The 13,394-nt window shown below is 40.2% G+C and carries 11 protein-coding genes; 8 read left to right on the top strand and 3 right to left on the bottom strand.

Features of this window, described 5'->3' with window-relative positions; all coding sequences use genetic code 11:
- Window positions 1–217: 217 nt before the first annotated feature.
- Window positions 218–1,186, bottom strand: coding sequence for a transcriptional regulator LeuO (gene leuO, locus ACLPIE_RS06825; protein ID WP_430260773.1), 969 nt, complete (start codon window positions 1,184–1,186; stop codon window positions 218–220).
- Between the two features lie 898 nt (window positions 1,187–2,084).
- Here leuO and leuA point away from each other — a divergent pair.
- From leuA to ACLPIE_RS06790, 7 genes are all read left to right on the top strand, one after another.
- Entirely contained in the window at window positions 2,085–3,662 is a 1,578-nt protein-coding gene (gene leuA, locus ACLPIE_RS06820; RefSeq protein ID WP_430260772.1) for a 2-isopropylmalate synthase, read from the top strand.
- 2 nt (window positions 3,663–3,664) lie between these two features.
- Entirely contained in the window at window positions 3,665–4,753 is a 1,089-nt protein-coding gene (gene leuB / locus ACLPIE_RS06815; RefSeq protein ID WP_430260771.1) for a 3-isopropylmalate dehydrogenase, read from the top strand.
- A gap of 1 nt (window position 4,754) precedes the next feature.
- Complete coding sequence (gene leuC, locus ACLPIE_RS06810; RefSeq protein ID WP_430260770.1) at window positions 4,755–6,158, top strand: 3-isopropylmalate dehydratase large subunit; 1,404 nt, start codon at window positions 4,755–4,757, stop codon at window positions 6,156–6,158.
- Between the two features lie 10 nt (window positions 6,159–6,168).
- The gene (gene leuD / locus ACLPIE_RS06805) at window positions 6,169–6,771 is read left to right on the top strand and encodes a 3-isopropylmalate dehydratase small subunit (protein ID WP_430260769.1); all 603 of its coding nucleotides are present in this window, start codon (window positions 6,169–6,171) and stop codon (window positions 6,769–6,771) included.
- Window positions 6,772–7,277: 506 nt separating this feature from the next.
- Window positions 7,278–8,963 (top strand): HTH-type transcriptional regulator SgrR, encoded by a 1,686-nt coding sequence (sgrR, locus tag ACLPIE_RS06800; protein ID WP_430260768.1) that lies wholly within the window; start codon window positions 7,278–7,280, stop codon window positions 8,961–8,963.
- A gap of 560 nt (window positions 8,964–9,523) precedes the next feature.
- Window positions 9,524–10,207: a DNA mismatch repair endonuclease MutH gene (gene mutH, locus ACLPIE_RS06795; protein ID WP_430260767.1), complete on the top strand. Its 684-nt coding sequence runs from the start codon at window positions 9,524–9,526 to the stop codon at window positions 10,205–10,207.
- 78 nt (window positions 10,208–10,285) lie between these two features.
- The gene (locus ACLPIE_RS06790; protein ID WP_430260766.1) at window positions 10,286–11,017 is read left to right on the top strand and encodes a TerC family protein; all 732 of its coding nucleotides are present in this window, start codon (window positions 10,286–10,288) and stop codon (window positions 11,015–11,017) included.
- On the opposite strand, the gene ACLPIE_RS06785 is transcribed toward ACLPIE_RS06790, so the two are convergent.
- Window positions 11,014–11,262: a helix-hairpin-helix domain-containing protein gene (locus ACLPIE_RS06785; RefSeq protein WP_430260765.1), complete on the bottom strand. Its 249-nt coding sequence runs from the start codon at window positions 11,260–11,262 to the stop codon at window positions 11,014–11,016. The genes ACLPIE_RS06790 and ACLPIE_RS06785 overlap by 4 nt on opposite strands.
- Window positions 11,263–11,424: 162 nt before the next feature.
- Here ACLPIE_RS06785 and ACLPIE_RS06780 point away from each other — a divergent pair, with 162 nt between their 5' ends.
- Window positions 11,425–12,300, top strand: a complete 876-nt coding sequence (locus ACLPIE_RS06780) for an alpha/beta fold hydrolase (protein WP_430260764.1) — start codon at window positions 11,425–11,427, stop codon at window positions 12,298–12,300.
- 65 nt (window positions 12,301–12,365) lie between these two features.
- Here ACLPIE_RS06780 and ACLPIE_RS06775 read toward each other — a convergent pair whose 3' ends face one another.
- On the bottom strand, window positions 12,366–13,145 hold the full coding sequence (locus ACLPIE_RS06775; RefSeq protein WP_430260763.1) for an acetoin reductase: 780 nt from the start codon (window positions 13,143–13,145) through the stop codon (window positions 12,366–12,368).
- Between the last annotated feature and the right edge of the window lie 249 nt (window positions 13,146–13,394).

Below are 13,394 nucleotides of genomic sequence, written 5' to 3'. Positions count from 1 at the left end.
ATATTTGCAGTGTATCGGCTAAAGGGAACTCTGAAAAGTCTTTATATGTAAATTTTCTGCAAATGTTATCTCTATGACAAAACCAATCTGAGTAACTCACCCAAACGAGTGAGTTACCTTGTCATAATATGTGTTCTGCTATAGACAGACTTCTATTTGTTGTAGGCCAAAGGTAGCCATATTCACGAATGCCCTACAGCCCTAGGACCAATATATCCTATGCTGCGACTGCCTGTTCAGATAGCTCAGAGATCATTTGGTTAAACTGGGACTTCATCCATTGGTGGCCTCTATCCCTTACTGTTGATTCATGCCATGTTAAATAACAAGGGCGTGTGTTATTTTCCAAAGGTAAAGCCAATGAACGCACTTTAAGCTGACTTGAGTGGCGCTCAACTAACCATTTAGGTGCAATCGCTACGAGATCAGTCTGTGCAACGATATTTAATACGCTATTTAAATCAGTTCCTTGATAATTAATCGTATGGGATAAATCAGTATTATAATAATAAGGTTTACTAAATGAGCTAATATTATCCATTGCCATTATAGCATGGCGCTCATTATTCATTTCAATATTAGAAATAGTGTCTGAAATACGCGGATGATGATTTGCAACAACTAATACCAATTCATCATTAAATAAAACCTGATGTTGATATTCACTTTTTTCGAGTTGATTATAGCCAAGGAAAAAGTCTATTTCTTGATATTTTAATTGATGAGCAATATTGTCATCGATAAAAGAACGAATGGAGATATTAATATTAGGCGATATTAATTTAAATTTCTCGACAATAATCGCAGCTAAGCGTATGTCTAATGGAGAACAAATAGATAAATTAAACACTCTTTCACTGTGCAGAGGATCAAACCCGGCCCCCGGTAACTCATTATGAACCAATTGCAGTGCTTGCCTAACAGGCCCAAATAATTGTTTTGCGCGAGAAGTTGGCTGAATTCCACGGCCATAACGCACAAAAAGCTCATCATTAAACATTGATTTCAAACGAGAAACTGCATTACTAACCGCAGGTTGTGACATGCCTAATACTTGAGCTGCTTTAGTAACATTCTGCATCTGCATAACAACATCAAAAACCGTTAATAAATTTAAATCAACATTACGTAGATGAATATCACTACCGTCTTTCTTGCCTGTTGAAATCGTATCAAAATCAGTCATTTTTTACTCCACTAAATTTATTTATCATTTTTCATTAACGAAAAGACTCATTCATCTAAAAAACCGATGAATATATAAATTCATTAAATATTATTCTTAAAACAACTTATAGATAATAAGCTATTTCGCTTTCCCTGCATTTATTAAAACGACGTTATAATATTTTACCCATTAATTAGATTTACAGTATAGATATCATCATAAAACGCAAATATTCATCACGGCAATGGATGCCTTTTATTCATTAAGCACAATGTCAGCCTCCGTAAAAATAATAAAGCAATTTGCGCAAGAAATCATAATAAATCGCATGTAGATATCAATAAATATTCTCATAATCAGATTATTTTTTAATTATTCATTTATTAGATAATTAACTTAATTAAAAGAATTGACCAGTGTAATTCCTTTTCCACTTACCGTCTGCCCCACACACAAAAAAACAGATAAAAATCAAAAAAAACAATAAATTACATAAATACAAAACATCAAACATTTCACCGTAAGAATTTTACACTCAATTTTACCAACGAATATAGATAAAAACATCATAAAAAATATCAAAAATAGTCATAACCACCAAATAAAAATGGCAATTCATGATTGGTAAAAATATATGAAAAATCTCCGATTGACATTAACTTGGATATCACGTATCAATAAATACAGTTTAATTAAGTTACCTAGAGAGACAGTTTAAAATGACATTTTCTATCCGCCTACTAAGCCTACTACTACTCGCATTAAATTTGCGCGGTATGCTTATGGACGGAAAATAGAAAGACGCTGTCCACAAACATTAAAAGCCCGCGCAACCCGCGGGTTTTTTTATGCCTGCGGCTTGGGAAGAACATAACATTCGGTTTAATAAATAAAAATTCGAGATGAGGAATACAATATGAGCGACCAAGTCATTATTTTTGATACCACATTACGTGATGGTGAGCAGGCATTACAGGCAAGTTTGTCCGTAAAAGAAAAATTACAAATCGCATTCGCATTAGAGCGTTTGGGGGTTGATATTATTGAAGCCGGCTTCCCTGTGTCGTCACCCGGCGATTTCGAATCCGTTCAAACTATTGCTCGTGAAATCAAAAATAGCCGCATCTGCGCCTTAGCTCGTTGCGTGGAAAATGATATTGACGTTGCAGCGGAAGCATTGAAAATTGCAGAAGCATTCCGTATTCATATTTTCTTAGCCACCTCCAATTTACATATGGAGAAAAAATTAAATAAATCATTTGATGGCGTAATGGATATGGCAATCAACTCAATCAAACGCGCAAGACGCTACACCGATGATGTTGAGTTTTCTTGTGAAGATGCCGGACGTACTGATCCTGACAATTTATGTCGTATTGTTGAAACTGCGATCAATGCTGGAGCAACCACCATTAATATCCCTGATACTGTAGGTTATACAACACCTTATCAGTTTGGCGGTATCATCACAGATTTGTATAACCGAGTTCCAAATATTGATAAAGCCATTATTTCAGTTCACTGCCACGATGACTTAGGGATGTCTGTAGCAAACTCTATCAGCGCAGTTCAAGCTGGTGCTCGCCAAGTAGAAGGTACCATTAATGGATTAGGCGAGCGTGCTGGGAATACGGCATTAGAAGAAGTGATTATGGCTATTAAGTTGCGCGAACAAATGTTAAATGTGCACACCAATATTAATCACCAAGAAATTTACCGCACTAGCCAATTAGTTAGCCAATTATGCAATACCCCTATCCCAGCCAACAAAGCGGTTGTTGGTAGCAATGCGTTCTCTCACTCATCAGGCATCCACCAAGATGGTGTGTTGAAAAACCGTGAAACCTACGAAATTATGACCCCAGAGTCTATCGGCTTAAAAGCAGAGAAGTTGAATTTAACCTCACGTTCAGGCCGTGCTGCCGTTAAACACCGTATGGAAGAAATGGGCTATCATGAAGGTAAAGACTTCAAATTGGATGAATTATATACTGCATTTTTGAACTTAGCCGATAAAAAAGGTCAAGTCTTTGACTATGATTTAGAAGCATTGGCTTTCTTTACTAAGCAGCAAGATGAAACTGACCACTTCGTAATGGACTATTTTAGCACTCAATCAGGCTCTAGTATTGTCGCAACCGCAACAGTCAAAATGCAGTGTGGTGATGAGGTGAAATCGGAAGCTGCTACGGGGAATGGCCCAGTCGATGCGATTTATCAGGCCTTTAGTAATATCACCAATTACCCAATGAAATTAGTTTCTTACCAATTATCAGCCAAAGGCCACGGCGAAAATGCTTTGGGGCAAGTCGATATCGTGGTGGAATGCCATAACCGTAAGTTCCATGGTATGGGGTTAGCCACGGATATCGTGGAATCATCAGCCAAAGCAATGGTTCATGTATTAAATAGTATTTGGCGTTCAGAACAAGTTGAAATAGAAAAACAAAAAATAAACCAAGAATCACAATCAAACACAAAGGAAGCTGTTTAACAATGTCTAGCTATAAAATTGCCGTATTACCGGGAGATGGCATCGGTCCAGAAGTTATGGCGCAAGCGTATAAAGTTTTAGATGCGGTGAGTAAACGCTTTGCCATTGCTATCACCACAACCGAATATGATGTTGGTGGTGCGGCTATCGATAAACACGGTGAGCCATTGCCACAAGCCACCGTGAAAGGGTGTGAAGAAGCCGATGCGGTATTATTTGGTTCCGTTGGTGGCCCAAAATGGGAGCATTTGCCACCTGATAGCCAACCTGAACGTGGAGCATTATTACCTTTACGTAAACATTTTAAATTATTCAGTAACTTACGCCCTGCTCGTTTATATCAAGCATTGGAAGCATTTTGCCCATTACGTGCAGATATCGCCGCACAGGGCTTCGATATTCTTTGTGTCCGTGAATTAACCGGTGGGATTTACTTTGGCCAGCCAAAAGGCCGTAAAGGCGAAGGCCAAGAAGAATATGCGTTTGATACTGAAGTGTATCACCGCTATGAGATTGAACGTATTGCTCGAATTGCATTCGAGTCCGCACGTAAACGTAATAACAAAGTTACTTCAATTGATAAAGCCAATGTATTGCAAAGCTCTGTTTTATGGCGTGAAGTAGTTAATCAAATTGCGAAAGAGTATCCCGATGTTGACGTCAGCCATATGTATATTGATAACGCTACGATGCAAATGATTAAAGCACCATCCCAGTTCGATGTGGTGTTATGTTCAAACCTGTTTGGCGATATTATTTCTGATGAGTGCGCCATGATCACAGGCTCTATGGGGATGTTGCCATCTGCCAGTTTAAATGAAGCAGGCTTTGGTTTATATGAACCCGCTGGTGGCTCTGCACCGGATATCGCAGGGAAAAATATAGCCAATCCAATCGCTCAAATTTTATCGGCATCAATGCTGTTTAGATTTAGCTTGAACCAGGCGGATGCGGCTGATGCTATTGAGCGAGCAGTGAATAAAGCCTTAGAAGAAGGCTATAGAACATCAGATTTAGCTAGCACTGGCAAATCCATTAGTACCAGTGAAATGGGCGATATCATTGCTCGTTATATTGCACAAGGGGTGTAACATGGCCAAAACTTTATATCAAAAATTGTATGACGCCCACGTAGTTCGCGAAGTCGAAAATGAAATTCCTTTGATTTATATCGACCGTCATCTGGTACATGAAGTGACCTCTCCACAAGCTTTTGATGGATTAAGAACTAAAAATCGACCTTTGCATCAACCTAGCAAAACGTTTGCAACGATGGATCATAATGTGTCCACGCAAACCAAAGATATCAACGCGTGCGGCGATATGGCACGTATTCAGATGCAAGAGTTGATGAAGAACTGTAAAGAGTTTGGCGTTACTTTGTATGATTTGAATCACCCATACCAAGGTATTGTACATGTTATGGGGCCTGAGCAAGGAATTACCTTACCGGGGATGACCATTGTTTGTGGGGATTCTCATACAGCAACTCATGGAGCATTTGGTGCCTTAGCATTTGGGATTGGTACCTCTGAAGTTGAGCACGTTATGGCGACCCAAACGTTAAAACAAGCTCGCGCAAAAACGATGAAGATTGAAGTAGTCGGTAAAGCCCCTGCGGGTATTACCGCGAAAGATATCGTGTTAGCAATTATCGGAACCACTGGCAGCGCAGGGGGAACAGGGTATATTGTTGAGTTTTGTGGCGAAGCAATCGAGAACTTAAGCATGGAAGGTCGTATGACCGTCTGTAATATGGCTATCGAGTTAGGCGCAAAAGCGGGGATCATCGCGCCTGATGAAACCACTTTCGCTTATATGAAAGGACGTCAATTCGCACCAAAAGGCCAGCAATGGGATGATGCCGTCGCTTACTGGAAAACATTGAAAACCGATGACGACGCTCAGTTCGATAAAATCATTACTATTCAGGCAAGTAGCATTGCACCACAAGTGACATGGGGAACTAACCCTGGGCAAGTTATTGCCATAAATCAACCAATCCCTGCCCCTGAATCATTTGCTGACCCAGTTGAGCGTGCTTCAGCAGAAAAAGCGTTAGCGTATATGGGGTTACAATCTGGCATTAAGTTGTCAGATGTAAAAATTGATAAAGTCTTTATTGGTTCATGCACCAATTCACGTATTGAAGATTTACGTGCCGCCGCCGCCATCGCCAAAGGCAAAAAAGTGGCTTCTGGCGTTCAAGCTATCGTGGTTCCCGGTTCTGGCCCAGTTAAAGCCCAAGCAGAACAAGAAGGTTTGGATAAAATTTTTATTGATGCGGGCTTTGAATGGCGTTTACCGGGCTGCTCCATGTGTTTAGCGATGAACAATGACCGCTTAAACCCAGGTGAACGCTGTGCATCGACCAGTAACCGTAATTTTGAAGGCCGCCAAGGCCGCGCAGGTCGTACACATTTAGTGAGCCCTGCAATGGCCGCAGCAGCAGCCATTAACGGTCATTTTGCTGACGTTCGCGATATTCAAATTTAAGGGGAGAACCATGGAAAAATTTATTACCCACGTAGGCATTGTCGCCCCATTAGATGCCGCTAACGTTGATACCGATGCCATCATTCCTAAGCAATTTTTGCAGAAAGTCACTCGCACTGGTTTTGGTCAACATTTATTTAATGACTGGCGTTTTTTGGATGAGAACGGGCAACAACCTAACCCTGATTTTGTCCTGAACAAGCCCGTATTCAAAGGAGCGAGTATTTTGCTGGCTCGTGAGAACTTTGGTTGTGGCTCTTCCCGCGAACACGCCCCTTGGGCATTAACTGACTTTGGCATTCAAGTGGTTATCGCGCCGAGTTTTGCCGATATTTTTTATGGCAACTCATTTAATAACCAATTACTCCCTATAAAATTAAGTGAGCAACAGGTCGATCAGTTGTTTAACTATGTGAATAACCATGAAGGTTGCCAGTTTACGGTGGATTTAGAGGCTCAAACAGTCACCGCAGGTGATGAAACCTATCATTTTGAAATTGATAGTTTCCGTCGCCACTGCATGATGAATGGGTTGGATAGTATCGGACTGACATTGCAACACGTCAGTCAAATCAAGGATTATGAGAGTCAGATCCCTGCTTTCATGAACTAATCTCTTGACTACGCCTACTTCGGTGGGCGTAGTTCCGCTTTTAACTCTTATATCCCAATTAAATCGCCTATTTTTCGCCAAAAAATGCGAAATAACCCATCCCTGAAAATTTACAGTCCAAAACTACTTCCCCATTAATTTCTTCCTGTATAATTAACTTAAATATTTTTTGACGACACAAATATCACCACAAATTACAGACTTTTTGCTTTAAGATTTTTTCTAAATAGTTCGCACTGTAGCTAGGCGGTGAGAGAAGATATCTTGGGGAGCATACACCAGTATGTGACCCAAGTAGCTGAGCGAAACCAACAACGCTACAGTGCGAAATATGACGAAAAAACAAAAAAAAGCCGGTAAAAACCGGCTCGGTGATATAACACCATTACTCTAAATGGGGGAGTTGGTCCGCAATATACAGACCAAACGAGCTACTTACTGCTGTTTATTATCGTTAGATTTTAAAATATTAAAATTGATGCATTTTTTGCCGGAGTTCCTCTTTTATGTCAAATTCACGATTACAAACCCAATTTATTCGTCTCTGGCAACATTTTCAGGGGCAAGACAGTGAAACGACGCTGCAAGACATCGCTGATACCCTATTTTGCTCCAAGCGCCATGTCCGTACACTTCTTAATAATATGCAGTCTTGTGGTTGGCTAAACTGGCAAGCAGTATCAGGACGTGGAAAACGCTCAACCTTAATTTTTCATATTAATGGCTTAGAACTGCAACAAGCACAAGCAGAGCAGTTATTAAAAGAAGAAAGTATTGAAAAACTGGTCGCTCTCGTTGGTGATAAAGAAACTATTCGCCAAATGGTGCTATCTGAGTTAGAGCGAAGCTATCGGCAAGGCAAAAACTTATTACGTATCATTTATTATCGTGATTTCCCAACCCTTCTTCCCGGAGCCCCCATGCGCCGCTCTGAAATCCATTTAATGAGCCAAATTTTTAACGGACTCACCCACATAAATGAGGAAAAAGGGGAAGTGGAAGATGGCCTTGCCCATCACTGGCAATCAACCTGTGATACACAGTGGCGCTTTTATTTACGCCCTGCGATTTACTTCCATCACGGTCGGGAAATGGTTGCAGAAGATATTATTTGCTCTCTCATGCGTTTAAAAAATGGTTGGCCGTTATTTTCTCATATTCAGTCCGTCACCTCTCCCCTACCTTATGTCATTGATATCACGTTAAGTAAACCCGATAAGCAGTTACCTTGTCTACTAGGTAGCCACCACGCAGCTATCTTGCCGAAAGAATGGGAAAGCTTAAATAACTTTAGTCGCTGCCCTATCGGTACTGGTCCATATTTAGTTGATAAAAATTTACCTCAAAAGCTTACTATTAGTGCCTTTGATCGCTATTTTGGCTATCGCGCTTTACTTGATGAAGTCACCATTTGGGTGGTACCTGAATTATCAGAACAAATGGTATGCACTACATTAAAAATGGATGGGGATAAACATCATAATAGCGACTCATTGGAAAGCCGTATGGAAGAAGGCTGTTATTTCCTGTTGATCGATCAACGTTCTGAAATTGGTCAGCGACAAGATGTTCGTAAATGGCTGTGCAGCTTTTTAACCCCCGTAAATCTTCTTGCCCATTGTGACCCCTTTTACCAACGTCATTGGGCACCTGCTTATGGTTTATTACTTCATTGGCACCATAGCAAAATGCTCACTTTATACCCTAAACCTGAAGATTTAACTGAACTGACAGTAACTTTTTATCATAATCACCATGAGTTTTATGCCATCAGCCAAATTATGAAGCGTGTATTACAAGCGCAAGGCGTAGAACTTAAAATTAATATTATTGATTATGATGATTGGTTTAATGGTCAAGCTCAAAGCGATATTTGGTTGGCTACCGCCAATTTTTTCAAGCCACTCGAATTTTCAATTTTTGCCACTTTATATGAAATGCCATTACTTCGCCAATGTCTGGGTAATACCTTAGAAAATGAACTTAATTTGTGGCGCAATAAGCAGTTAGATGTTGAGTCATGGTGTGAAAGCCTAATTGACTCGCAACTCTTCCACCCTATATTTCATCACTGGCTAGAATTGCAAGGACAAAAAACCATGCGAGGAGTACGTATGAATACATTTGGATGGTTTGATTTTAAATCGGCTTGGTTTAAACCTGCTGAGGATAACCTTAACGATCTTCAATAGTTATAAACAGCTAAATTGAATAATAAGGATGTTATTCACTTTTTCTGTGGATATCTATGTGAACAACCTTATAGTAATCAGGGTATATCCCCAAATTGCGTTTTTACAAAAAAACAACCCAAGTCAATAAATACTTATAAATCAATAAATTAAAATCAAAAAAACGCGTTTACCCACTGGCTGTTTTTTTTACTAAGTTGTGCAAGACTTTAACTGAGCAAATATCAAACAACGATGTATTTATCCACAACATATGTGCTTAACTTACTCATTTCATGTGATGCGCGTCAAAAAAATCGTTTCGTCAAGGCTGTAAATACACACAGTAATCCCTGTTTTTCATAGTTATCCAGAAATCCTGTGGATAACCTAGTGCATGATCCTGTGATTATCTTGGGATGAACATGAATAACCTCTATTACAAATGATAAAACGAGTGAATAAATTGTTTTATTCGCCTATATATCATAGGGTTAAAAATAATAGGGGAAAAGTGTTATACTAATTAGATGATGTGAATTATTTTTGCTTGTTTTTTATACATTGATTTGCAAACTATTATGCCATTTATACCACCAGCACCACCCGATAACGAAGCCACCTTAATGAGTAGAGCTCAAGCACTCGCAGGCTATACTCTAGGGGAACTCGCGCAAATTGCAGCACTCCCGATCCCCCCAGATCTCAAACGAGATAAAGGCTGGGTCGGTATGCTATTAGAGTATTATTTAGGTGCAAGTGCGGGCAGTAAAGCCGAGCAAGATTTCGCTCATATTGGTGTTGAACTAAAAACCATTCCTATCGATCGTCATGGGACACCGTTAGAAACAACCTTTGTTTCTGTCGCACCATTAACTGGCAATAGCGGTTTGACGTGGGAAAATAGCCACGTACGACGAAAACTGTCCCGCATCTTGTGGTTCCCTATCGAAGGGGAAAGACAAATTCCTCTCGCACAACGCCGAGTCGCTAATCCATTGATTTGGAGCCCTTCAGTGTTTGAAGAACAATTGTTACGGCAAGATTGGGAAGAGTTAATGGATCTGATTGTATTAGGAAAAGTCGAAACCATCACGGCTCGTCATGGCCAAGTTTTACAAATCCGACCGAAAGCCGCAAACAATAAAGCGCTTACCGAAGCCATTGGCGAGTTTGGTCAACCGATAATGACATTGCCACGCGGTTTTTATCTTAAAAAAGATTTTACCGCCCCCTTGCTGGCTCGGCACTTTAACCTTGCTTAGCCTCAAGACTGTCGCCTGTACCAAAGCAGACGATAAATAATTATCCCTGTTTAATCTTTTGATTGATAAGGTACGCAGATGTTTGAGTGGATACTAGACCCGAATGCTTGGATGGCATTGGCGACACTAACCATATTGGAAATTGTATTAGGGATCGACAATATTATTTTTCTGAGTATTGTTGTCAGCAAGCTACCGGCCCATCAACAAAATAGAGCAAGGCGCACAGGACTCATGGCAGCGATGGTGATGCGCCTGATATTATTAGCTTCCATTGCGTGGTTAGCACAACTAACTACCCCTCTACTTACCTTGTTTGCTCACCCTATATCCGCACGCGATTTAATCCTTTGTGCTGGTGGTATTTTCTTAATTTGGAAAGCAAGCCAAGAGATTTTTGATACGATAGAAGGGGAATATGATGATGGTTTAACGCATCGTCACGTGAGTTCATTTTGGGGAGCTATCGCGCAAATTGCACTTTTAGATATTATTTTCAGTCTAGACTCGGTGATCACGGCGGTCGGTTTGTCTGACCACCTATTTATTATGATGGCGGCGGTTGTTGTCGCAGTGTTGATAATGATGATGGCAGCCAAACCAATTGGGGATTTTGTTGAGCGCTACCCATCGGTGAAGATTTTGGCCTTATCATTTTTAATTTTAGTTGGTTTTACTTTGTTACTTGAAAGCGTCCATGTCCATGTATCAAAAGGCTATATTTATTTTGCTATGTTTTTCTCTATGTCCGTGCAGGTGCTCAATATCTTACGCAGCAAAAAATGGAAAACGAAGCATAAAGCAGATTAGCTCCCTGCTTCAATCGCTTGTTTCGCCGCTTGGATAGCACCTTCAACCGCTTTTTTAGCCTGCGGGCTGTTTTTCCAGCAACTTGAGCCGGTTAGTGCAGCCCCAGAAATTAAAATTTCACTATAAGAAGCTTTACTCAATTGCGCTAATGATGCAAACCCCATCTGCTCCAAACGGCTGATCACCATAGGCCCTACCCCCTTAACCGCTAATAGCACTTGTTTTTCTGACTCGGAAAATGCCATATCATCCTCTATAAGCTAATTAACAGGTAATTGTTGAGCTAATATTTTGCAATTTACCTATTTAATACTTTAAAATTACATACATAACAATGCCAGTTTGAATAATAACTAACTGACCTATCTTATCACTCAGTCTGTACTTGCCTGTTGTAGGAATTCACCATGTATAATGCACCACTGTTAAACCCACATCAACACACTATGATGTTAACTGATGGCCGCCAATTTTGTTGGTTTGAGTCAGGCCCTAAAACAGGTTTTCCAGTTGTTTTCTGTACTGGTGCAGGTATGAGTGGCAATTTGGGTTTCGGATTAGATTTACTGGAAAAGCTCAATATCCGTTTGATTGTGCCTGAGCGTGCTGGACTTGGCGATTCAACGTTTGATGCACAGAAATCCCTAAAAAGCTGTGCAATGGATATTCAAGCGTTATTAGAACACCTAGCTATAGAACAATTTTCTGTGATTGGTTTTTCTCAGGGCGCTGTTTTTGCGATGGCTGTCGCACAATATTGCCATCCAGTTTCAGTCTCTATAGTATCTGGTCAAGACCAATTTGAACACGCTGCCACTCGGGCAATTCTGACAGCCGATGTTGTGAATATGCAAGAACAAGCTTTAAACGCCCCCGATAATTTATCTAATTGGCTATTAAAGAATGTGACTAGTGAATGGCTGCTGGCATTTATCCTCAATTGCAGCGCTGAGGTCGACCAACAACTTTACAATGAAGAGCGTTTCCTCGAAGCATACAGTCACTGTATCCGACGTGCTTTCGCCCAAGGTAACCAAGGGTATGTTCAAGACTTATTGATTGCGCTGCAAAAATGGGGTTTCACACCTGAAGATATCCGTGTGCCAGTCACGTTATGGTATGGAAAACTCGATATGAGTACCGTTCATTCCCCTGACTTTGGCAAAACATTAGCTACCCGTTTTCCTAATTGCCAACACCATTTACTAAGCAATGAAGGTGGCTCCCTACTTTGGACACAAGCGGGTGCTATTTTGGCCGATATTCAACAACAAGTTAAGTGATCAAAAAGGCCTCAGTGATACTATTCACTAAGGCCTTATCAAAGTAGAAACATTACTTTTTCGAATTAACGATAGACAATCCCACCGTCAGTCAAAATTGACTGTCCAGTAATGTAGTCAGAATCATCACTGGCTAAGAATGCCACTAAACTAGCAACGTCATCAGGGGTTTGCGCACGACCAAGCGCGATACCTTCGACATATTTTTTGTAAGTCTCGCCTTTTGGTGCCCCAGTAATTTCAGCGAAACGTTCATCAATTTCTACCCACATATCAGTACCAACAATACCTGGGCAATAAGCATTTACAGTGATCCCTGAACTTGCGTATTCTTTAGCCGCCGCTTGAGTTAACGCGCGAACCGCAAATTTTGTTGCAGAATAAACACCTAACATAGCAAAACCATCGTGGCCTGCAATGGAGGATGCATTGATGATTTTTCCTTTATGCTTACGCTCTTTGAATTTCTCGCTAGCCGCTTGAATCCCCCACATGGTGCCGTCCACATTGATTTTGAAGATTAAATCCATATCTTCTTGGCGTACATCAGCGATTGGCTTAACTTGAGCAATCCCTGCGTTGTTAATCATTACATCGAAACCACCTAACTCAGCTTCCGCATGAGCAACCGCAGCAAATACTTGGTCACGTTGACTAATATCCGCAGCAAATGTTGAAACTTTACGGCCTAATGCTGCAATTTCTTTAGCAACATCTTCAAGTTTGTCTTTTTTCAAATCTACCAACGCAATATCAGCGCCTTCTTTAGCTAAACGTAATGCAATACTACGACCAATACCTTGAGCTGCACCAGTAACTAAAACAACTTTATTATTTAACGCCATACTTATCTCCTACGGAATGATAGCCAAAATGACTAGTCCACCAATCTTAATAAGTTAACAATAATAACAATAAGTTACAAAATAATGATTTTTAACTATTATTTCTAACTAATAAAAAACATTTCACTATTGATGCAGTTAATGTATTTTGTTTGCCAAAGAAAAAGGCATGAATAATGAAATTCAAAGACGATCGTTAATAAAAACCATTCTCAATAGAATAAACAAAAAATGCTATTCTTTGGATTT

It is taken from the genome of Providencia sp. Me31A (genome assembly GCF_050487165.1).
Taxonomy (GTDB): Bacteria; Pseudomonadota; Gammaproteobacteria; order Enterobacterales; family Enterobacteriaceae; genus Providencia.
Note: the sequence above shows the minus strand (reverse complement) of the source record. Positions and strands in the feature narration are given on the sequence as shown.

What these genes read in the sequence shown, in the direction of transcription:
- leuO (WP_430260773.1), bottom strand. Translation starts at nt 1,186, where the DNA reads ATGACTGATTTTGATACGATTTCAACAGGCAAGAAAGACGGTAGTGAT.
- leuA (WP_430260772.1), top strand. Translation starts at nt 2,085, where the DNA reads ATGAGCGACCAAGTCATTATTTTTGATACCACATTACGTGATGGTGAG.
- leuB (WP_430260771.1), top strand. Translation starts at nt 3,665, where the DNA reads ATGTCTAGCTATAAAATTGCCGTATTACCGGGAGATGGCATCGGTCCA.
- leuC (WP_430260770.1), top strand. Translation starts at nt 4,755, where the DNA reads ATGGCCAAAACTTTATATCAAAAATTGTATGACGCCCACGTAGTTCGC.
- leuD (WP_430260769.1), top strand. Translation starts at nt 6,169, where the DNA reads ATGGAAAAATTTATTACCCACGTAGGCATTGTCGCCCCATTAGATGCC.
- sgrR (WP_430260768.1), top strand. Translation starts at nt 7,278, where the DNA reads ATGTCAAATTCACGATTACAAACCCAATTTATTCGTCTCTGGCAACAT.
- mutH (WP_430260767.1), top strand. Translation starts at nt 9,524, where the DNA reads ATGCCATTTATACCACCAGCACCACCCGATAACGAAGCCACCTTAATG.
- ACLPIE_RS06790 (WP_430260766.1), top strand. Translation starts at nt 10,286, where the DNA reads ATGTTTGAGTGGATACTAGACCCGAATGCTTGGATGGCATTGGCGACA.
- ACLPIE_RS06785 (WP_430260765.1), bottom strand. Translation starts at nt 11,262, where the DNA reads ATGGCATTTTCCGAGTCAGAAAAACAAGTGCTATTAGCGGTTAAGGGG.
- ACLPIE_RS06780 (WP_430260764.1), top strand. Translation starts at nt 11,425, where the DNA reads ATGTATAATGCACCACTGTTAAACCCACATCAACACACTATGATGTTA.
- ACLPIE_RS06775 (WP_430260763.1), bottom strand. Translation starts at nt 13,145, where the DNA reads ATGGCGTTAAATAATAAAGTTGTTTTAGTTACTGGTGCAGCTCAAGGT.